This is a genomic window from Corynebacterium callunae DSM 20147 (genome assembly GCF_000344785.1).
Lineage (GTDB): Bacteria > Actinomycetota > Actinomycetes > Mycobacteriales > Mycobacteriaceae > Corynebacterium > Corynebacterium callunae.
The window spans coordinates 1,667,857-1,687,815 of the sequence record NC_020506.1; the positions used below are offsets into that span (position 1 = coordinate 1,667,857).

At 51.8% G+C, this 19,959-nt stretch carries 20 protein-coding genes; 3 read left to right on the top strand and 17 right to left on the bottom strand.

Annotated elements, in window-relative coordinates:
- Window positions 1-13: 13 nt before the first annotated feature.
- Window positions 14-661, bottom strand: a complete 648-nt coding sequence (locus H924_RS07880; RefSeq protein ID WP_015651434.1) for an MBL fold metallo-hydrolase — start codon at window positions 659-661, stop codon at window positions 14-16.
- 157 nt (window positions 662-818) lie between these two features.
- Between H924_RS07880 and H924_RS07885 the strand changes: the two genes are divergently transcribed.
- The gene (locus H924_RS07885; RefSeq protein ID WP_015651435.1) at window positions 819-1,664 is read left to right on the top strand and encodes a peptidylprolyl isomerase; all 846 of its coding nucleotides are present in this window, start codon (window positions 819-821) and stop codon (window positions 1,662-1,664) included.
- A 439-nt stretch (window positions 1,665-2,103) separates the two neighbouring features.
- Window positions 2,104-2,451: a hypothetical protein gene (locus H924_RS07890; RefSeq protein WP_015651436.1), complete on the top strand. Its 348-nt coding sequence runs from the start codon at window positions 2,104-2,106 to the stop codon at window positions 2,449-2,451.
- A 118-nt stretch (window positions 2,452-2,569) separates the two neighbouring features.
- Here the strand turns inward: H924_RS07890 and H924_RS07895 are convergent, their stop codons facing one another.
- The 11 genes from H924_RS07895 to H924_RS07945 all read right to left on the bottom strand — a co-directional run bounded on the left by H924_RS07895 (window position 2,570) and on the right by H924_RS07945 (window position 15,482).
- The gene (locus tag H924_RS07895) at window positions 2,570-4,852 is read right to left on the bottom strand and encodes a RelA/SpoT family protein (protein WP_015651437.1); all 2,283 of its coding nucleotides are present in this window, start codon (window positions 4,850-4,852) and stop codon (window positions 2,570-2,572) included.
- A 24-nt stretch (window positions 4,853-4,876) separates the two neighbouring features.
- On the bottom strand, window positions 4,877-5,434 hold the full coding sequence (locus H924_RS07900) for an adenine phosphoribosyltransferase (protein ID WP_015651438.1): 558 nt from the start codon (window positions 5,432-5,434) through the stop codon (window positions 4,877-4,879).
- A gap of 3 nt (window positions 5,435-5,437) precedes the next feature.
- Window positions 5,438-7,039 carry an ABC transporter substrate-binding protein gene (locus H924_RS07905; RefSeq protein WP_029703208.1) on the bottom strand — a complete coding sequence of 534 codons (1,602 nt, stop codon included), beginning with the start codon at window positions 7,037-7,039 and terminating at the stop codon, window positions 5,438-5,440.
- Window positions 7,040-7,160: 121 nt separating this feature from the next.
- The gene (secF, locus tag H924_RS07910; RefSeq protein WP_015651440.1) at window positions 7,161-8,366 is read right to left on the bottom strand and encodes a protein translocase subunit SecF; all 1,206 of its coding nucleotides are present in this window, start codon (window positions 8,364-8,366) and stop codon (window positions 7,161-7,163) included.
- 5 nt (window positions 8,367-8,371) lie between these two features.
- The gene (secD, locus tag H924_RS07915) at window positions 8,372-10,324 is read right to left on the bottom strand and encodes a protein translocase subunit SecD (protein ID WP_042392958.1); all 1,953 of its coding nucleotides are present in this window, start codon (window positions 10,322-10,324) and stop codon (window positions 8,372-8,374) included.
- A gap of 327 nt (window positions 10,325-10,651) precedes the next feature.
- Window positions 10,652-11,002: a preprotein translocase subunit YajC gene (gene yajC / locus H924_RS07920; RefSeq protein ID WP_015651442.1), complete on the bottom strand. Its 351-nt coding sequence runs from the start codon at window positions 11,000-11,002 to the stop codon at window positions 10,652-10,654.
- A 60-nt stretch (window positions 11,003-11,062) separates the two neighbouring features.
- Complete coding sequence (gene ruvB / locus H924_RS07925) at window positions 11,063-12,154, bottom strand: Holliday junction branch migration DNA helicase RuvB (protein WP_015651443.1); 1,092 nt, start codon at window positions 12,152-12,154, stop codon at window positions 11,063-11,065.
- Window positions 12,155-12,168: 14 nt separating this feature from the next.
- Window positions 12,169-12,789, bottom strand: coding sequence for a Holliday junction branch migration protein RuvA (gene ruvA, locus H924_RS07930; RefSeq protein ID WP_015651444.1), 621 nt, complete (start codon window positions 12,787-12,789; stop codon window positions 12,169-12,171).
- Window positions 12,790-12,848: 59 nt separating this feature from the next.
- Window positions 12,849-13,457 (bottom strand): crossover junction endodeoxyribonuclease RuvC, encoded by a 609-nt coding sequence (gene ruvC, locus H924_RS07935; protein ID WP_029703212.1) that lies wholly within the window; start codon window positions 13,455-13,457, stop codon window positions 12,849-12,851.
- Between the two features lie 151 nt (window positions 13,458-13,608).
- Window positions 13,609-14,364 carry a YebC/PmpR family DNA-binding transcriptional regulator gene (locus tag H924_RS07940; RefSeq protein ID WP_015651446.1) on the bottom strand — a complete coding sequence of 252 codons (756 nt, stop codon included), beginning with the start codon at window positions 14,362-14,364 and terminating at the stop codon, window positions 13,609-13,611.
- Between the two features lie 248 nt (window positions 14,365-14,612).
- Window positions 14,613-15,482: an acyl-CoA thioesterase gene (locus H924_RS07945; protein ID WP_015651447.1), complete on the bottom strand. Its 870-nt coding sequence runs from the start codon at window positions 15,480-15,482 to the stop codon at window positions 14,613-14,615.
- Window positions 15,483-15,608: 126 nt separating this feature from the next.
- On the opposite strand from H924_RS07945, the gene H924_RS07950 reads away from it, so the two are divergent.
- Window positions 15,609-16,085 (top strand): DUF3817 domain-containing protein, encoded by a 477-nt coding sequence (locus tag H924_RS07950; protein ID WP_015651448.1) that lies wholly within the window; start codon window positions 15,609-15,611, stop codon window positions 16,083-16,085.
- Between the two features lie 38 nt (window positions 16,086-16,123).
- On the opposite strand, the gene H924_RS07955 is transcribed toward H924_RS07950, so the two are convergent.
- From H924_RS07955 to H924_RS07975, 5 genes are read right to left on the bottom strand one after another with little or no spacing between them, the layout of a single operon-like run.
- Entirely contained in the window at window positions 16,124-16,588 is a 465-nt protein-coding gene (locus tag H924_RS07955; RefSeq protein ID WP_015651449.1) for a hypothetical protein, read from the bottom strand.
- Complete coding sequence (locus H924_RS14170; protein ID WP_015651450.1) at window positions 16,585-17,691, bottom strand: glycosyltransferase family 4 protein; 1,107 nt, start codon at window positions 17,689-17,691, stop codon at window positions 16,585-16,587. Before H924_RS14170 ends, H924_RS07955 begins: the two co-directional genes overlap by 4 nt.
- 3 nt (window positions 17,692-17,694) lie before the next feature.
- The gene (locus tag H924_RS14175; protein WP_015651451.1) at window positions 17,695-18,618 is read right to left on the bottom strand and encodes a phosphatidylinositol mannoside acyltransferase; all 924 of its coding nucleotides are present in this window, start codon (window positions 18,616-18,618) and stop codon (window positions 17,695-17,697) included.
- Window positions 18,619-18,648: 30 nt separating this feature from the next.
- Window positions 18,649-19,317: a phosphatidylinositol phosphate synthase gene (pgsA, locus tag H924_RS07970; RefSeq protein WP_015651452.1), complete on the bottom strand. Its 669-nt coding sequence runs from the start codon at window positions 19,315-19,317 to the stop codon at window positions 18,649-18,651.
- Window positions 19,317-19,883, bottom strand: a complete 567-nt coding sequence (locus H924_RS07975; protein ID WP_155862009.1) for an HIT family protein — start codon at window positions 19,881-19,883, stop codon at window positions 19,317-19,319. Before H924_RS07975 ends, pgsA begins: the two co-directional genes overlap by 1 nt.
- Between the last annotated feature and the right edge of the window lie 76 nt (window positions 19,884-19,959).

Consider the following 19,959-nt stretch of genomic DNA (forward strand, 5'->3'; position numbering starts at 1 on the left):
CTTGCCTGGTTTTTTAAGAGTTTAGGGCGCGCAAATAAGGGTTGCTCATACGCTCGGCTCGCATCGTGGTGGTTGGACCATGTCCAGGCAGGATTTGTAAAGCATCATCAAGGCCCAAAACTACGGTGCGCAAGGATTCTTGCATGGCTGCGTCATCGGACCATTCCAAATCGGTGCGACCAATTGATCCCTTAAAGAGCACATCACCTGAGAAGCAATATTCCTTGCCAACCAACAAAGTACAACCAGGGGAATGTCCTGGTGCATGAGCCAAGCTAAATTCTTCGCCTGCCAGCGTGATGGTTTCTCCGTCGACAAGCTCCTGCAGTTCTTCTGGAGTTGGTGAGATCATATTGGCAGCGTCAAAAAGCAACGCGGACTTGGATCCCGAAGCTTTATAGGATTCCAGGAAGAAGGCATCTGCAGCGTGGATATAGACCTGTGCATTAAAGCGCTGTGCCACTGCACCAGCGTCCCTGATGTGGTCAATATGGCCGTGAGTCAGCACAACCTTATCTACCGTCAAATCATTACTGGTGATGTATTCCACCAGGTTGTCATATGAGTGCATACCCGGATCGATGATGGCTACTTCATTTCCACCGCGAACCACATAACAATTGGTCTTATAAGGACCTGCTGCAAAGCCGAGAATCTCCATAGGCCACTAGTCTAATGCTCCCCTTCCCAAAATTAAGAACACGCTGCAGCTTCCTCCAATCTTCACACGGTAGAGTGGCTCAAGTTAGTATGGTGAAGATTTTTGACTCAGGTTAAAAATGACCAAAGACACTGAATGAGGCAAGGGATCAAACTCTGTGAGTACAAATAAGGATCGCCGCCAAAAGGCGCTCTCCCAGCTTGAAAAAGAAATCAAGAGCCGGGATTTGAAAGAAAAAACGAAACCATTGACAGTTGTTTTTGCTTCTTTGGCTGTCATCCTCGTTGTCGTTGGCGGAATCTGGTACGCCTCAACTCGGGGAACCGAAGATGAGGCAATCACGGCAGAAGAAACTTCAGCTACCACCACTGAAGCACCAAGCTATGAGACCTTGTCTCTTGCCCGCACCACCCCACTTGCAGACACTGTCACTTGTGAATACACCGACGCTGGCGAGGCTTCCCGCACGGTTTCCAAGCCTGCTACCGAGAACATCCCAGCAACTGGCACTGTGACCGTCAATTTGGCTACTGCTCAGGGCAATATCGGTATGGAACTCGATCGCTCTGTATCCCCTTGTACCGTTAATGCCGTTGAGCACTTTGCAGCTGAGGGCTACTACAACGACACTGTCTGCCACCGCATCACCACTTCTGGCATCTACGTGCTCCAGTGTGGCGATCCTAGCGGCACCGGCGCTGGCGGACCTGGTTTCAACTTTGCCAATGAGTACCCCACCGATGAAGCAACTGATACCACCAATCCTGTGATCTACTCCCGCGGCACCATTGCAATGGCTAACGCCGGCGTTGGCACCAACGGTTCCCAGTTCTTCCTGAACTACCAGGATTCCCCACTGCAGCCTAACTACACCTACTTCGGCAAGATCACCGATGAAGGTCTAGCAACCTTGGACTCCATTGCAGCAGCCGGCGCTGCTGACGGTGCCAGCGATGGCGCCCCAGCTACCGAGGTTCGCATTAGCACTGCTACTGTGAGCTAGTTTTTCCCTTGAGCCGTGATCCCCTGCGGGGTATCACGGCTTTTTCATGTCTACAACAGGGTGTGCGACCTAGAGCTTTTAAAGAGCTTTTCGACGGGTGACTGCCAGGAAATTATTAGATAGCACTATCTTTTCGGAAAGTGAATATTTGTCTAGAAAAATACTGCAGTTGCGGCTCCCTTGCAGGGAAAATTGCAGTTGAATGCAATACATACCCACATACATAGCTAACCCCGAAAAGGGGTGTTAATTTCTTCCAATTCTAATGCAAAGGCATGAAAATCTCAGCTTTTACCTAATAAAGAGTGAACTTTGGCCTCTTTGGTTCACAGACTGAGAGTTTTCGTCATATTTCATCACGTAACCCTTGCACGTAGATAACACCACGGTTAAGGTGATCAGAGAAAATTATATTTCCCTGAAACGAAGGACCCAGGACATGAAGCTCTTCTCCCGTACCTCCCTGGTTGCACTTGGCACTGCAGCAGCAATTTCCGCCTCTGCACTCTCTGTTCCTGCTTTTGCTCAGGATGTCTCCACCACTGCAACCACCACCGAGACCACCTCTGCGGCACCAACCACTTCTCAGACCAGCACCCCTGCTGCTCCAATCACCGTGACCGAGACCAAGACCTCCGTTGTCACTGCTACCCCTACCAAGGAAGCAGAGTCCGGCTCTTCTGACACCAAGAACATCACCGCTTGGATCAGCATCATCACCGCAATCATCGGTGCGCTCTCCACCGTCTTGTCCTTCACCAGCAAGCTGGATACCTTCTTCAAGTAAGTCTTTACTTTAAGAACTCTAAAATCCCAGTGTGATTCTTGCTCACACTGGGATTTTTCCTATCTTCAGCACAAATGCCCGGGACCACTAATGGTCCCGGGCATTTGTCGTGTTTTACTTAACCGCCTGAGGTTACGCGGTATACATCAAAGACGCCTTCTGCATTTCTCAATTGAGTCATCAACGATCCCAACTGCTTCGTATCAGATACTGCAAAAGTAAAGCGCACGGTGGCTACTCTATCCTCCGATGAGTGCGAGTGCATCGCAGTAACAGAGACCTTTTGCTCACTGATCACCCGGGTGAGCTCAAAGAGCAGACCTTCACGATCAAGTGCCTCCAATTGCAGGGTGGCAGAAAATATGGAGCCCCTACCTTCGGAAGCCCAAGCCACTGAAACCATACGTTCTGGCTCTTCGCGGAGCTTTTCTGCGTTGGTGCAATCGGTACGGTGCACCGACACTCCACCACCACGGGTAACAAATCCAAAGATCTCGTCACCAGGTACTGGCATACAACACTTAGCGAGCTTAGCCAACACATCTTGGCTGCCCTCGACAAGGATTCCCGTCTCGCCATCGGTATTGGCACGAGAATTCACTAGCTCGCTAAATGGAGTGCGAGCAACCAGAGCATCTTCGGCATCTTCGAAATCGCCAAAAATAGCCATGAGACGATTGACCACGTGCTGCGCCGAGACCGAACCCGAGCCGATGGCGGTGTACAAGGCATCAACATCCGGATAGTGCAGCTCTGTTGCCACAGTCTTCATAGAGGTGGCGTTAAACAGGCGGTGCATTGGCAAGCCACCACGCTGAATAACTGCTGCGAGGGAATCTCGACCAGCCTCCAAGTATTCTTCGCGACGTTCCTTAGCAAACCATTGGCGAATCTTCGCCTTGGCACGTGGGGACACCACAAAGTCTTGCCAGCCACGGCTAGGTCCGGCGTTTTGATCCTTCGAGGTGAAGATCTCAACACGATCACCGGACTTCAGCTTGGTTTCCAAAGCAACCAGCTTGCCATTAATTTTGGCACCAATGCAGCGGTGACCAACCTCCGTGTGAACAGCATAAGCAAAGTCCACAGGGGTGGACTCAACCGGGAGGTTGACCACATCTCCCTTCGGAGTAAAGACGAAGATCTGCTTTGAGGTCAGGTCATAACGCAAGCTGTCAAGGAACTCATTAGGATCGGCAGCTTCTTTTTGCCAATCCAACAGCTGACGCATCCACGCCATCTGATCAACCTCAGCTTGCTCACCGTTGTGGCTGCCTTTGGTTTCCTTATAACGCCAGTGCGCAGCAATGCCGAACTCCGCGTTGTAGTGCATCTCATGAGTTCGAGCTTGCACTTCTAGTGGCTTACCACCAGGCCCCATGACCGTGGTGTGGAGAGACTGGTACACCCCAAAGCGAGGTGAGGAAATATAATCCTTAAAACGACCAGGCAAAGCGTTGAACAAGGAGTGCACCACGCCAATGGCTGCATAACAGTTATTAACGTTATCAACCAGGATGCGGATACCCACCAGGTCAAAGATGTCGTCAAAGTCGCGGCCTCGCACGATCATCTTTTGGTAAATCGACCAATAGTGCTTTGGTCGACCAAGAACCTCTGCGGTAATGCTATTTTCCCGCAGACCATCGGTTACTTGATCAATAATCTCTTTAAGGTAGCGATCACGGGATGGTGCACGATCTGCCACCAAACGCACGATCTCTTCATATTTCTTGGGATAAAGAATGGCGAAGGAAAGATCTTCCAACTCCCACTTCACGCTGGCCATACCCAAACGGTGGGCTAGCGGAGCAATTACTTCCAAAGTTTGGCGGGCCTTTTTGGCCTGCTTTTCTGGCGGCAGGAAGCGCATCGTACGCATATTGTGCAGACGATCAGCCACCTTGATAACCAATACGCGAGGGTCTTGGCTCATGGCAACGATCATTTTACGAATGGTTTCAGCCTCGGCGGCAGCACCCAATGCGACCTTGTCTAGCTTGGTCACGCCATCAACTAGCCGGGCCACTTCCCCACCAAAATCATTGGTGAGGTCGTCGAGGGAATAATCAGTATCCTCCACGGTGTCATGCAGCAGAGCTGCAACCAAGGTGGTGGTATCCATACCAATTTCAGCCGCGATGGTCGCTACAGCCAAAGGGTGAGTGATGTATGGGTCGCCCGATTTACGGACGACGCCCTCATGCAATTTCTCAGCAGTGTCATAGGCACGCTCAAGTACTGCAGCATCAGCTCGAGGGTGGAACTTGCGATGGATGCTTAGCAGCGGATCCAAAACTGGATTAGTTCTTACCCTGTTACCGGTAAGACTGCGGGCAAGCCTGGCTGACATGCTGCGCATGCCAATGGAAGATTTCTGCGGATTACGCTCCAGACTCATTTTCCTGCCGCCTTTCTTGATCCCTTATTTAGGATCTCTGACCACGATGACTGGCTTGTCACCAAGACGCTCACGTCCACCGAGGCCTTCGACCTCAATGGCAAGAACGTATCCGGAGACTTCGCCGCCACAGGATTCAATTAGTTTACGTGCTGCACCCAAGGTTCCGCCGGTAGCAAGCACATCATCTACCAGAACAACCTTTTTATCAGCTAGTTCAATACCTTCAGATGGCAGTTCCAAAGCTGCTTTTCCATACTCCAATTCATACTCTTGGGAATGCACTGGAGGTGGAAGCTTGCCCTTTTTGCGGATTGCCATAACACCGAGACCCAGCTTGTATGCCACAGCAGAGCCCAACAAGAAGCCACGAGCGTCAAGGCCACCAATGACATCGGCGCCCAGCTTTTCGGCTGCTTCTGCCATGGCATCAACAACTGCAGCAAATGCCTTTGCATCTGCCAACACCGGAGTGAGATCCTCAAAAAGCACGCCCGCCTCTGGGAAATCCTGGACATAGCGGGTCTTTTCTTCAAGAGCTTGGCGAGCCCTGTCGAAGGTGCTTTGAGTTGCTTCGGTCACTACTTAATCCTCACTTCTAGACCAACGGTCCATGTTCCATCCGATACCGGAAAGATCTGTATTTACAACAACGTTACCGACTGTGCGGTCTATCACAAACACTCGGGGCTGCGCGGCCAAAGGAATCGAGGGAACTTGCTCCCACAATTCTTCCTCGGTCTGCCTCGTAGCTGCTGGATCTGAGCCTAGAGAATTAGCACTTCCATATTCCCTATTAGGATCTACAGCTCGTAGTACTGCATCGAGCGTGCCCTCAAAACTCTGCTCATATCCCCACTCACTAACTACAGTTCGGCTGAGATCACTCAGGCTTACTTCGCCTTCAGAGGCATCTACCACGGTAATACCGGCAGGTTCACAACTAACTCTAATTGCTTCCACCATGGCAGCCTTGCGCTCATCAGGGCCGTCATATCCAATGCGAATGGTTTGACCTGCTAGCGCAGAAGCCGCATTAATATCTACGGCTAAATGCTGAGCTGGTAAGTCACCTAATTGTTGCGCAACAGGATTTTGATGGCGCACTGAATGCACCCCAACTGCGGGCACTTCAATTCCAGAGACCCTAGATGAAGCTTGTGCAACGGCTTGTTGGTCTACACAGGCTGCAAAAGCTTGACGAGCCTCAGGGGAATACAACACTCCTGCAGAAGCCAAGGTCAACTGCTCCGTGAGCACACCAACTTCTTCTTTAATGTCATAAGGATTAAGCGGATCGTCGCGATTAACCCACGCTTCACTTTCCCAGGCGCCTACATCTGCAATTTGCAGGTTGCCATTGGTGGCAATTGCGTTGAGATCAGAACCTTTAGGCCAGACAGTTACTTCTTCCTCGATGGCCTTATCACCGCTATAAAACTCATTGGGAATTAGTTTTACTTCCCCGAATTCGCCTACGGAATCGATTTTATAAGGGCCAAATGAAACCTGGAGAGCAGGGTTAAAGCTTTCGAGTTGGTATCCGTCATTCCAAATTTGAGCAACTGTTTCTAGCGCTACGGAATCTTTGTTATGCAAAGCCGTATTAAGCGCGTCCAAAGTTATACCAGCTTCTGCCGCGATAGCGTGGGCTGGCAACACTGTGCCCTGATCAAAGAGATAACGCCAGCGCTCCCCCTGATCTTCCTTGAATACCACGGTGGCAATATTGGAACCAGAGACGCAGTCGACTCTTTCGATTTGCTCTGCCAAAGGGACCTGAGATTTAAAGGTGCCAGGCATCTGAGCAGCAGTAGCTGCTAAGAGGAAGTCATCACAAACCACTGGCTGACCATCAGAGTATTTGGCATCGGGATTAATCGTGTAGATAACCTGACGGTTAATTCCAGGTAGCACCTGCGCAGAGGCGAGGTCAGTATTGGGAATCATTTGGCCAGATGGACCTTGGACATAAACGCCTGGGTAAAGACGTGCTGAAAGCAGGCCGGCTTCTGTTGCTACACCCCTTAAGGAAGCAGCATTTGTGGTGGAGAGCGATGAATTAACCGCGTAGCCAAATTGGCTGGTTTGGTGGCTTGTGGGTTGTTCCCCTGCCTCACCGCAGCTAGCCAGCAACAAGGATGTCGCTATAAGTGTCACTACACTGCGTGACTTAGCAAACCTCATGTGCGCAGTACCCAGCCTTTCCAAAATTCTATTAGATCCGCAATTATACGGATGTCGCCCCAGAAAGTGGCAAATCCCGCCGGCAGTGCTGAAACTGCTGACGGGATCTAAAAAAGAAAGATTAACTTCTACCAGGTCGCCACGTACCACCGGAACGGTGATCATCAATCACTGGCTTGGTGATGTTGCGCTTCTTTGGCGCTTCATCTGCAGCAGGGGCACTCTCATGCTCCCCAGTGACCGCGCCGAGTGGCACGGCAGGGGTGGCGTCGATAAGCGCGTTCTTTTCCTGCCTGGAAGCAACAACCTCAGCGGTGTGCTTCTTGGTTTTGGACAGGCGGGTCTTGAGGCTGACCAGCAATGGGGTCGCGAGGAATACGGAGGAGAAGGTGCCTTCGATAACGCCGATGAGCTGGATCAGCGCAAGGTCCTTCAAGGTGCCCACGCCCATCATCCATACTGCAACAACCATCAAGGCGATAATTGGCAGCGCGGAAATAATGGTGGTGGAAATAGAACGCATGAAGGTCTGGTTAACCGCCAGGTTTGCCTGTTCGGCATAGGTGCGACGGTGACTACCCTCGTAACCAGCAGTGTTTTCGCGGACTTTGTCAAAAACCACCACGGTGTCGTAGATGGAGAAGGTCAGCACCGTCAGCAAACCGATAACAGTTGCTGGAGAAACCTCAAGGCCAATCACTGCATAGGTGCCGGCGATAATAATGCCGTCAACTACCAAAGCGAGCATGGCCGCGATTGCCATTTCGCGCTCCAGGCGGAAAGCAATATAGATTGCTGCAACCACCAAGAAAGCGATGAGAGCAAGGACCATACGCTGAGTGATGGTGGAACCCCAGGACTCCGAAACAGTGGAGTTACCGATAGCATCGGGGCTGGGCTGGCCCTCAGCGTTGAGAGGTTGGAATTCCTCATAAATGGCCAGGCGAGCTTTTTCAATCTGCTCATCGCTAAGGCGCTCGGAATGGATTTCCAGAGTACGGGACTCGCCGGAGCCAACGATCTGCACGGTTTCCGGCTCAACGCCGGTAGCTTCGACGAAGGTTTCTTCAACTGCCGTGGTGGAATAATCCGCCGCTGGCATGTTCATCTTGGTGCCGCCCTCAAAGTCGATGCTCAGAGAGAATCCGCGCAACGCAATGAAAAGGATAGACACAATCAGCAGAGCTGCAGTGATCCAGTACCAAATTTTTGATTTTCCAATGAAGTCAATGCCACCGTCACCGGTGTAAAGACTATTAAAAAGGCCACCTTTAGACTTCACTTGTGGTTTCTCCTGAGAAACTTGGGAAGCTGATGATTCAGTCATTGCTCTTAATCCTCCTTCTTCTCAGAGTCCACTGATTCCACTGATTGCCCAGCGCTTGCAGAGCCCGCCGGCGCTGTGGCGCCCGCAGAGCCCGCAGTAGCAGAGCTTGCAGAAGCTGCCTCGCTAGCGTGGATCTTCTTCAAAAACTCTGGCTCGTCAAGTTCACCATTGGCACGGCGCTGCTCAACCAACTTATAAACCCGGCCCATGCCGTTGACTGATGCCTTTGCAAAGAATGGATTACGTGAAGCCAGAATAACCAAAGGAGCGGTGACAAAGAAGGTGACCACCAAGTCGAATACGGTGGTCAAACCGAGGGTGAAGGCAAAGCCCTTAACCTCGCCGACGGCCAGCAGGTAGATAACAATAGCGCCCAAAAGGGTGACCATGTTACCGGTGACAATGGTGCGCTTGGCGCTGTCCCATGCCCGCGGTGCGGCGGAACGGAAGGAACGGCCCTCGCGAATTTCATCCTTAATGCGCTCATAGAAGACCACAAAGGAGTCCGCGGTGGTACCAATACCAATGATCAAACCAGCGATGCCGGCTAGATCCAGGGAGTATCCAATCCAACGTCCCAGCAGAATCAGGGAGCCATAAACCAGCACGCCAGCTGCAAAGAGGGTGAAGAGGGAGATAAATCCGAAGAAGCGGTAGTAAGCAAAGACGAAGATAGCAACCAGTGCCAAGCCGACAAGACCTGCAATCAAACCAGCCTTCAGCGATGCCGCACCCAATGAAGGTGGCACGGTAGTGGTTGTACCGCCACGCTCGCCGTTTTCACCGGCAAAGCTCAATGGCAGAGCACCATAACGAAGGTTGTTAGCCAATTCCTGTGCTTCGGTTTGAGTGAAGTCACCAGTGATAGAGGTGGCAGAACCAACTGGAGTTGCGGACTGAATAACAGGCGCGGAAATTACCTCGGAGTCCAAGGTGATGGCAATCTGCTGCTGCAGGTACTGGTTGGTCAGTGCAGCCCAGGTAGCAGAGCCCTGCTCACCCTCGCCGGACTTGAAAGCAAAGCTGATTTCCATCTGGCCAGTCTGAGTATTAAAGCCACCGGTGATCGGACGATCGGTGTCAATCTCATTACCAGTGAGGCGGGCACCGTTTTCTTCGTCGGTTTCACCATTTAGCAGCGGCACTGGATCAAGAATGTAGACGCCACCCGCTGCTGGATCACAGGCCACCAAAGGCAGCTTGGGATCATCGGTACCAGCGATGGGATCAAGACCATCAGCATCACACTGCATCAAAGAACTTGCTGCAATCTGAGTGGTGGGGTCAGTTGATTGACGATCCCCACGCAGCATTTCAGTGGTTTCTTGACGGCGCTGTGTGGCTTCAATGGAGTTTGCTGGCTCTGCCAAAGGAGTTGCAGAAACGGTTGGTGCCTCAGTTGCTGCTGGTGCTTCAGTGCCTGCCGCCTCGGCTTGTGCTGTGGCAGATTGGGCTACTGCGGTGTTCATCTCGCTCAATGCGGCATTTGCCTGCTCAGCGGTGATCACACCATATTCCACCCAACGATTGGCCATTTCCTGCAATGCTGGCATCAACGTGGTGGTATCTGGCATGCCAGCTTGTCCCACCGGACGGAAATTCAGCTGCGAGGTCTGACCAAGTGCCTGGGCCTGCGAGGTGTCCTCGCCAGGAACGGTGATGACCAGGGTGTTTCCATCAGCAACGACACTTGCACCACTAACACCCATGCCATTAACACGGTTTTCCAAAATGGTGCGAGCTTGATTGAGCTGATCCTGCGTTGGCTCCTCACCCTGAGGAACCAGGGTGACACGAGTTCCGCCCTGGAGATCAATACCCAGCTTTGGAGTAGCTGAACGATCACCTGTAAATAGTACGAGCGCATAAACACCGACAACGATGAGCAAAAACACTGCAATTGCACGTTTTGGCCATCGTTCCCAAGCACTAGCGGCACGCTTTTTCTGCCGAGCCAAGTAACTCTCCTTTAAAATAGTGGTCTTTTTCAACCCCAAAAAGCTAAAGCGCTTTTCGACGCCCACCTGCGTGGGTGCCCCACAAGGTAACCAGGGGTTACCTGCAGTCACGGCACCCCGGAAGAACTCCGAGGTGAGCTAAAAAATTTCTGGCGCTTACCGTCGAATATGGTACGCCATCGGTGTTGTTTTGCATTGGGATGTCCCTGTGAGTCCCCACTCTTTTTTCAGTGGTAGCAACCCGCAAGAATTTTTCAGCCAATAGGCCAAAAGAAAACACCTTCCTGGCAGGATTTTATTAATCCCACCCGAAGGTGTCCATATTATCTAGAGATTTTCAGGGTGCCCCTGACCACGACCATCATTATCTTCTTCGATATCGCGTTCAAGGTTTTCCTCAGCCACAATCTGTGGTGCTGCTGCCTTGGTCAAAATACGAACCACAGCGAGCTTCTCAAAAGTGCTGCGCACACCTGGTGCGATTTCCAGATCAACGGTTTCCGGGGTGGTTGCTACCACGGTTGCGTGCTGTCCAGAAGTAGTAACTACCCGATCACCGGGCACCAATGATTCCTGCAGTTTATGAATCTCCGACATCTTGGCGCGCTGACGGCGGCTCATCAAAAATGAGGGAATGATAAGGATGGCAAGGAGAATAATCAGAAACAGGATGTCCATGCTTAGCTAGTTTGCCAGACGATAGCTAAATCTTCTCGCCCGGGTGTACTAGCAGCCCATTTAATAATCTCCGATGGTGCCCTCTGGTGGCTCCAAACCAAGGTGTCGCCATGCTGTTGCAGTAGCCACTCGCCCACGTCCAGTCCTGGCAATCATCCCGGCGCGCACCAAATAGGGTTCGCATACTTCTTCCACAGTTGCTGCTTCTTCACCAACTGCGACCGCCAAAGTATTAACACCTACCGGCCCACCACCATGTCCACGGATAAGTGCATCTAGTACCGCACGGTCCAAGCGGTCTAAGCCCAACTCATCAACGTCAAAAACAATCAGTGCTGCATTAGCTGCACCCATATTGATGTGTCCATCGGCATGGACCTCTGCAAAGTCGCGGACACGACGTAACAAGCGGTTGGCAATACGAGGTGTGCCACGGGAACGTGAGGCAATTTCTACCGCGGCGTCATCATCAATGCCGACGTTGAGGATCTTGGCGGTGCGCTTGACTACTTTGGTGAGGTCTGCAACATCATAAAATTCCATTTGGGCGGTAAAGCCGAAGCGGTCACGCAAGGGGCCGGTGAGCATGCCCGAGCGAGTGGTTGCTCCCACCAAGGTAAATGGTGGAATTTCTAGTGGAATGGAGGTAGCGCCTGGTCCCTTGCCCACGATGACATCGATGCGGAAATCTTCCATGGCCATATAGAGCATTTCTTCGGCCGGGCGCGCAATGCGGTGGATCTCATCAATAAATAGGACATCACCCTCCATAAGGTTGGATAACATCGCTGCCAAGTCACCAGCACGTTCAAGAGCAGGGCCAGAGGTCATGCGCAGGCTGGTGCCCAGCTCTTGGGCAATAATCATGGCCATGGTGGTTTTGCCCAAGCCGGGTGGACCAGACAGCAACACATGGTCTGGGACGACGCCGCGCTTTTTGGCTCCGGTTAGTACCAAACTGAGCTGATCACGAACCTTCGGCTGGCCAATAAACTCCTGGAGGGACTTTGGGCGCAGGGTGGTTTCAGCTTCATGCTCATCAGGCAAGATATTGGCTTCCACGCTGGCATCAAGTGCACGGCCTACACCACCATTGCGGCGTGGTGGAATGCCACCGGGAATTTCAAATTCCGTCTTCTCAATATCTGACATCTTTTAAGCCCCGCCTACTTTCCACTGAGTTTCGCCAAGGCGGCACGCAGCGCGCCACTGGTGTCTAGGCCAGGATCAACACTAAGAACAAAGGTGACGGCTTCTTCTGATTGCTTCTCGCTAAAGCCTAATCCGATTAGTGCTTGAGTGACTTGTTCAACCACTACTACCGACGCAACTGGAGTATCGCCTAGTGAAAGCTGTGGCTGGTTGGGGTCAACCACTCCAGCGCTAAAGGCAGCTACCTTGTCTTTTAACTCGACAATCAAACGATCTGCCATTCGCTTGCCCACACCAGGCACCCTTTGCAAGGTCTTAGAATCACCATTGCCTATTGCTTGGGCGATTTCCAATGGACTCAACACTGATTCGCAAGCCAAGGCGAGCCGGGGGCCAAGACCAGACACCGTTTGCAGCACTGCAAACATCTCGCGGGATTCATTGTCGATAAATCCATAAAGCTTCATGGCATCTTCACGTACCACCATGGTGGTAAGAATTAGTGCTTCTTCACCTCTGATAAGGCGCGACAAGGTATTGGGGGTGGTGGTTACCTCATAGCCAACTCCCTGGCATTCAATTACCGCAGAGCTCAGCCCAATATTAATAACGGTGCCACGGAGTGAAGCGATCATGAAAACTCTCCTGAATTCTAGAAATATGCAGCTTAAAGGTTTATCAAAGGTAGATCTGGTTATTGCTCAGGGCTATGTGCCTGTTTGGAGTTAAATACCGATTTAGCTTTGCCAAGTCTGCCCTGTTGCTGGCGTCGGTGGTTTTCCAATTCTTTAACAGAGACTTTGGCCCGCATCAGCATCGGCGCTCGCCAACAGTGACATACTGCCAGGGCTAGTGCGTCGGCAGCATCGGCAGGTTTTGGAGCTTCTGCCAGACCCAAAATTCTGGTGATCATCACCGTCATTTGTTTCTTATCTGCGCGACCATTGCCTGTGATGGCCTTTTTCACCTCACTGGGGGTGTACATATGCACTGGTAGACCACGTTCTGCAGCTGCCAAAATCAGTACACCCACCGCATGTGCGGTGTTCATTACTGTGGAGACATTGCCACGCTCAAAAACTCTTTCAATGGCAATGACATCGGGGCTGTATTCATCCATCCACTCGCCCACTGCTTTGTTAAGGCGCAGCAGTCGTTCGGCTAATTCTGCTTCTGAGGGTGTACGTACCACTCCTACGGAGACTGGATAAACGGTGCGACCACGACCGGCTTGGACAACGGAAAGTCCACAGCGAGTTAGGCCTGGGTCAATCCCCATCACCCTTAGTCCCTCATGGTTCATTTGCGTTTATCCATTCTCACAGCACCCGGTAACGCAGAATTCTGCGTACCACTTCCTTCCACCATTTTTAGCACACAATTGCGAGAACCCCGCCATTGCCTGCGTTTAAGCACAGATAATGCGGGGTTTCGCGGGAAAATCGACGTGATGCTTAGTCGTTTTCTAGCTCAGCAAGAACCTCATCAGAGAGGTTGATGTTGGTGTAAACGTTTTGTACGTCATCGGAATCTTCCAAAGCGTCGACGAGCTTGAAGATCTTACGAGCACCTTCAGCGTCCAGTGGAACCTCTACAGATGCACGGAAATCAGATTCGGAATCTTCAACTTCAATGCCAGCTTCAGTCAAAGCTGCACGCACTGCAGGCATATCAGTTGGTGCACAGGTGATCTCAAAAAGCTCGCCGGTATCGGTTACTTCTTCAGCACCTGCTTCGAGTACTGCCATGAGGACGTCATCTTCGGTGAGTTCACCCTTTTGTACGGTGACAACACCGGTACGAGTGAACATGTAGGAGACGGAGCCGGACTCGCCGAGGTTGCCACCATTTTTGGTCATGGCGGTACGAACCTCGGTTGCTGCGCGGTTACGGTTATCGGTCAAGCACTCAATGAGGACTGCCACACCGTTAGGGCCATAACCTTCGTACATGATGGTGGCCCAGTCTGCGCCACCAGCTTCTTCGCCCGAGCCACGCTTACGTGCACGTTCGATGTTGTCATTGGGCACAGAAGCCTTTTTGGCCTTCTTGATCATGTCATCAAGAGTTGGGTTGGCTGAAGGGTCGCCACCACCGGTACGTGCTGCAACTTCGATGTTCTTGATCAGCTTGGCAAATTCCTTGCCGCGCTTAGCATCGTTAGCTGCCTTCTTGTGCTTGGTGGTAGCCCATTTGGAGTGGCCTGACATATGCTCCCTTTCGTCGTCTATCTTCCATAAACCACCAGCGAAAACACCGAGTTTTTCACGGATGATATCTCTCGTCTCTACCGCCTGTAGAAGGTGGGAGCGAGGTTATTCAATCTGTAGTGGCGAAGCCGGGGCAGCTTCTCTGGAAGCGGAGTTGGTAGTTGGAACTGTTTCGAGTATACGCAATGGTCAATCGCGAAATCCTAAAGGTAGGCAGTTTTTAAAGCTAAACCTTTAGTGACTAAAAGCTACTGCTCTTTCATAGGGATACTCTGAGCATTCATAGGGATACTCTGAGCACCGTCACGCAAATAACGAGTCAAGCCTTCTTGGTTGACAATGGCCACAAGTTCACCCTTTTGATTAAAAAGTCGACCATGAGTTAATGCCCTGCCATCAGCAGCTGAAGGTGAACGCTGATCATAAAGCAACCATTCATCTACCCGGAAAGGTCGTAAAAACCACACTGCGTGGTCAAGTGAGGCCATTTGCACTTCTTCGCCGGGGTGTGGGCCTAAAGATCCATGTAACAATGTCATATCAGACATATAGGTCAGCGTGCACTGATGGAAGGTGGGATCATCAGGCAGCTGTGCTTTACAACGAATCCACACCACCTGTTCGGTTGCGGTGAGTTCGTTTGGCTCCAATTCTGCTGGCGGCACCACACGAATATCCCATTCGGACCATTCATCAAGCAGACGACGGTTACTGAGCGGCAGCCTTGCAACGGTGCCTTTAATCTCATCCGGGCCTGGAACCTTACGCATTTGATCCATATGCTCAATGCCTTTGTCACCGCGGTGAAAACTGGCTTGCATGCTGAAAATAACTTCGCCATCTTGAATACCGCGAACCGTGCGGGTGCAAAAACTCCGACCATCACGCAGACGATCAACCATATAGATGGCTGGCTTAGTGGGATCTCCAGGGCCGACAAAATAACCGTGGAGGGAGTGCGCAGTGTATTCATCATCCACAGTGTGGATTGCTGCTACCAAGGCTTGGGCAGCAACCTGCCCACCAAAGGTGCGGGCAAGGACGGACTCTACAACTGGACCGCGGTAGATATCGCGGTCTATTTCTTCCAAATTCAAAATGTATTCAATGGACTTCACTAAGTTTTCGCTTTCTTTTGCATATCCACCATCACAAACTGTTATGGTGAGGTTACTCACAAAGCCTAGTATGCAGTGGCCACCCGGTGGCGTGTTACTCACCTTTTTGCGATAGCCTAGGTGTTCATGACACCTAAAGGTCTTCACCGTGGCGCCGCTCTCCTAGAGATGGTCACCTGGACATTGTTGATTATTGGCATGATTTTGAAATACAGCGGAGTAACCGAAGCGGTGGTTCCAATCGCTGGTGGCATCCATGGATTTGGATTCCTCTGCTTTGCTGCAATCACCATCACCGTGTGGGTAAATAATAAGTGGACATTCACCCAGGGACTTATGGGACTTGTTGTTTCCCTCATTCCATGGGCTGCCTTCCCCTTCACTTTGTGGGCAGATAAGAAGGGTATCTTGGAAGGTGGCTGGAGGTTTAGTACTCCGGAGGAAACCCCAGGAAATATTTTTGACAAGATTTTGGCTCAGTTGGTGCGCCACCCTGTGCGCTCCATTTTGATCATTGTGGTTCTCATCGTCATCATTTATATCGCACTGTTGACCATGGGCCAGCCCTATGATCCAGATGCCATTGCAAATAACGTTAAATAAGCAAAAACCTCTCAGCCATCAAATGGCTGAGAGGTTTTTTAATCCACCATGTCGGTATCAAGCAATTCAAAATACTCTGGCAAAGGCGCTGTTCCGCCGAGTCTGAATATCCGCACGGCATAACGAGTGCGCAGGTCACGGGTGTCAGAAACGGCATCATTATAAAAACGATGAGCTAACTCCACCCGGGTTGCAGCATCAATGAGAGGTTCTGGGACCGGCTGTTGCTGGCGCAAAATCACTCCGGATACTTCCCTTTCTACCCTTGCGCGATCCTCAAAGCGCGAATACACCAGCGGAATTGCTTCAGCGCGCCGGGCCAGTTCTAAAGTGCCTGGCAACAATGCTCCAGCCAGTGCAGCGCGTCGATCAAGTGCAGCTTGGAGAGCTTGGCGTGCAGAGTCGGTGCGAATATGCAGCCTATTTAGCCGCTGAGCCGTAAAATATGCCCATAACACCAGCGCAGTGAGCACCATGGCAAGGAGTACATAAACTACCATCATGACAGCGTTACCTTGGAATTTGAGATTGTTTCATAAACGGTCATCACCTGGGCTGCCACGGTATCCCAATCAAAAATGCTAGCTCTGTGCGCGCCGGCAGCAATCAGCTCGGAACGCAACTGCGCGTCGTCGCAAAGCAGCTGTATTTTGCTGGCAAGCTCGGGGGCAGATCCGGTTTTAAAAAGCAGACCGGCGGGATGCTCGGATTCAGCGTCCACAACCAGCGAAAACGCCTCAAGGTCACTGGCAATCACCGCGCATCCGGCTGCCATGGCTTCAACGAGCACAATGCCGAAGCTCTCGCCGCCGGTATTGGGGGCCACATAAATATCGGCGCGCCCCAGAATCTCGGCCTTTTCAGCATCGCTAACACGCCCGACATAGTGCACTCCCGCCTGCTCACGCGGGGTTCCGCCACCAATAACCGTGCAGCGCAGCGGACGTTCCACCAGCTCCAGGGCCGCTAATAAAATATCCAGCCCTTTGCGCGCTTCATCGATTCGACCTAAGAAAACAAGCTCCAAGGGATCTTGAGCGCTTTTCGACGTTCCAACGCCGGCGCTAGTCCAGGCCTGCGCGAAGGCGCGGGTATGTACCCCATTGGGGATCAAAACCGGATCGCCACCTACTTGCTCCACCTGCCAACGGCGTGCCATTTCAGAGACGGCAATACCAGCGCGTACCTTCTCCAGCAACGGATTGAGGATCGGCAAGAAGGTTTTCAATATTTTTGAGCCACTACTGGAGGCATGATAAGTAGCAACAATGGGACCTTCGGCAAAGTAGAGCGCTGCCATGGAAAAGCTCGGCGAATTGGGCTCATGAATATGCAGCACATCAAAATCACCATCGCGGATAAACGCACGCACAATTTTCACCATGCGGGGGCCAAAACTTAGGCGTGCCACCGAACCGTTATAAGGAATCGGCACACTGGCACCACCCTTGACGACAAAGTCTGGCACTGCTGTCTCTGGACTACATGGACCAAGCACACTCACACTATGGCCTTGATCAATAAATACCTGCGCCAGATCAAGGATGTGTGCTTGAACTCCCCCAGGTTCATCAAAAGAGTAGGGGCATACCATTCCAATACGCACCTATTAAATCTCCTTTTTTGGCTGGGTTTTGTGGCGGCGTTGCGGGTCCAAATCGTCAAACCACAAGGGCTGAAGCATATGCCAGTCCGCGGGATGCTGGCGAATATTTCCCTCAAAAAGACTAGCGATGCGCTGCACCGTGGAGCTGAGATTATCTACCTCTACAGGCGAGGAAACGCTTAATCCCCAACCATCTTTCTCGAACCACGAGTGCACCACATGCAGGGCTGCTCCGGTTTCAATTGCTAATTGTGCAGGTCCGGCGGGCATGGAGGTTTGCTCACCAAAAAAGGTGGTTTCTACTCCTGATTGGCGGAGATCGCGTTCACCCATAAGGCACACGATGCCTCCGTCGACAAGCGTGCTTTTAAGCTTTTTAAAAGGCGGGGTCTCCCCGCCGCTGAGCGGAATTACCTCGAAGCCTAGGGATTCGCGGAATTCCACAAAGGCCTCAAAGAGGCTTTCGGGTTTGAGCCTTTCGGCGACGGTGGTAAAACTGCCGTGATAATTGACCAAAAAGGTGCCAGCCATATCCCAGTTTCCGGAGTGTGGCAGCGTTAAAATAACGCCTTTAGCGGCAGCGATGGAGGCATCAAGGTGTTCAAGTCCGCGGACTCCAGCATGTAATTGCTGCTGCAGGTCTGGGTCGCCGGCAATTGCGGGCAGCCGAAAAGCTTCCATCCAATAACGGGCATAACTGCGCATGGAATCGCGCACTAGCTCGCGGGTGACGTTTTCCGGGCCAACTACCCTACTGAGATTGGCTCTTAACTGATCCATCCCGGCCCCTTTATGAGAGGCCAGGTCAGCACCATAATTAAAAAGCGATTTCGCTACCCGCGGGGGAAGTAGCCGCACAAAACGCCAACCGGCCTTATAACCTAGCGCCGCTAGGGTTTCGCCAAGGTTAGTTTGGTTGGTGTTCATACGCTGGCACCTCCGCTTTTGTCCTTGTTGTTAATGCGTACCGCTCAGGTCCGAATAATCAGCCTTAGCACCTGCTGGAGCCTTGGTGTGCTCGCTGGCCAGTGGAGACTTTCCAGCCATCACTAGCCTTTGGATCACGGTAAACACACTGCCTACTGCCAAAACCCACAAAGCCACATCGATGGCATAAGGAACGCCCAAGCCGGTAAGCCCCAAGCCAACCAAGCTGATGATCAAACGTTCAGGGCGTTCCACCAGGCCACCATCCATGGTAAATCCAGAGGCTTCACCCCTAGCTTTGACATAGGAAATCACTTGGGAAGCAACTAGACATACCAATGATGCTGCTACCAGTGCTTTTGGTGCGCCATAGGAGTAGAACAACCACCAGGTGATGGCACCAAAAAGAGCACCATCGGTGAGGCGATCGCAAGTAGCATCCAAGGTGGCACCAAATTTAGTGCCACCACCTTGCATTCTGGCCACAGTGCCATCAATCATGTCGAAGGCTGCAAAAAGCCCCGTCAAGATCGCAGCCCAGACCAAGTGACCGGTAGGAATAAGCACAATTGCCACAGCAGCTGTAAGGATCGCACTAACCACCGTTAGTTGATTGGGAGTTACTCCCAATTTGATCATGAATTTAGCTACTGGTTCCACAATCACTTGCGCCGGCTTGCGGCCATGTACTCCCAGCATTAGTTCTCCTTAGGTGAAGCTGTCTGGATGGGAGACGTCAAGGTGGGATCACTAACTCCTGGCGCATCCTCAAGTTCGCCCCAAGCACTGGCAAGCAGCGCACGTGTTTGACGCAAGGTTTGAGGCAAAACCTTGGTGCCATCAATAACGGTCATAAAATTGGAATCGCCCGACCAGCGGGGAACCACATGCACATGCAAATGATCCCCCACTGATCCACCCGCTGCTTTGCCAAGATTGAGACCAACATTGACGGCATCTGGTGTGGATACCTTTTTGACAACCTTGATGGCAGTTTGGACAAAGAGCATCAGCTCCGCTGATTCCTCAGGGGTAAGATCCTCCAAGTTTCTTTCCTTGCGGAAAGGCACCACCATCATATGTCCGGCGTTATAGGGATACAGGTTCAATACACAAAATACTGTTGTACCCCTAGCAACAATGAGGCCATCCTCATCGCTCATTTTAGGAACCTCGAGGAAAGGATCCCTTATAACTGCCTTTACATCCCCCGCAGCACCACCAGCAGCATCGCCGCTGGCGGGGCGGGTTTTGATGTAGTTCATCCGGTAGGGTGCCCAAATGCGTTCGAGACGATCTGGAGTACCCACGCCGGAATCAACATAAACCTGATGCTCTATG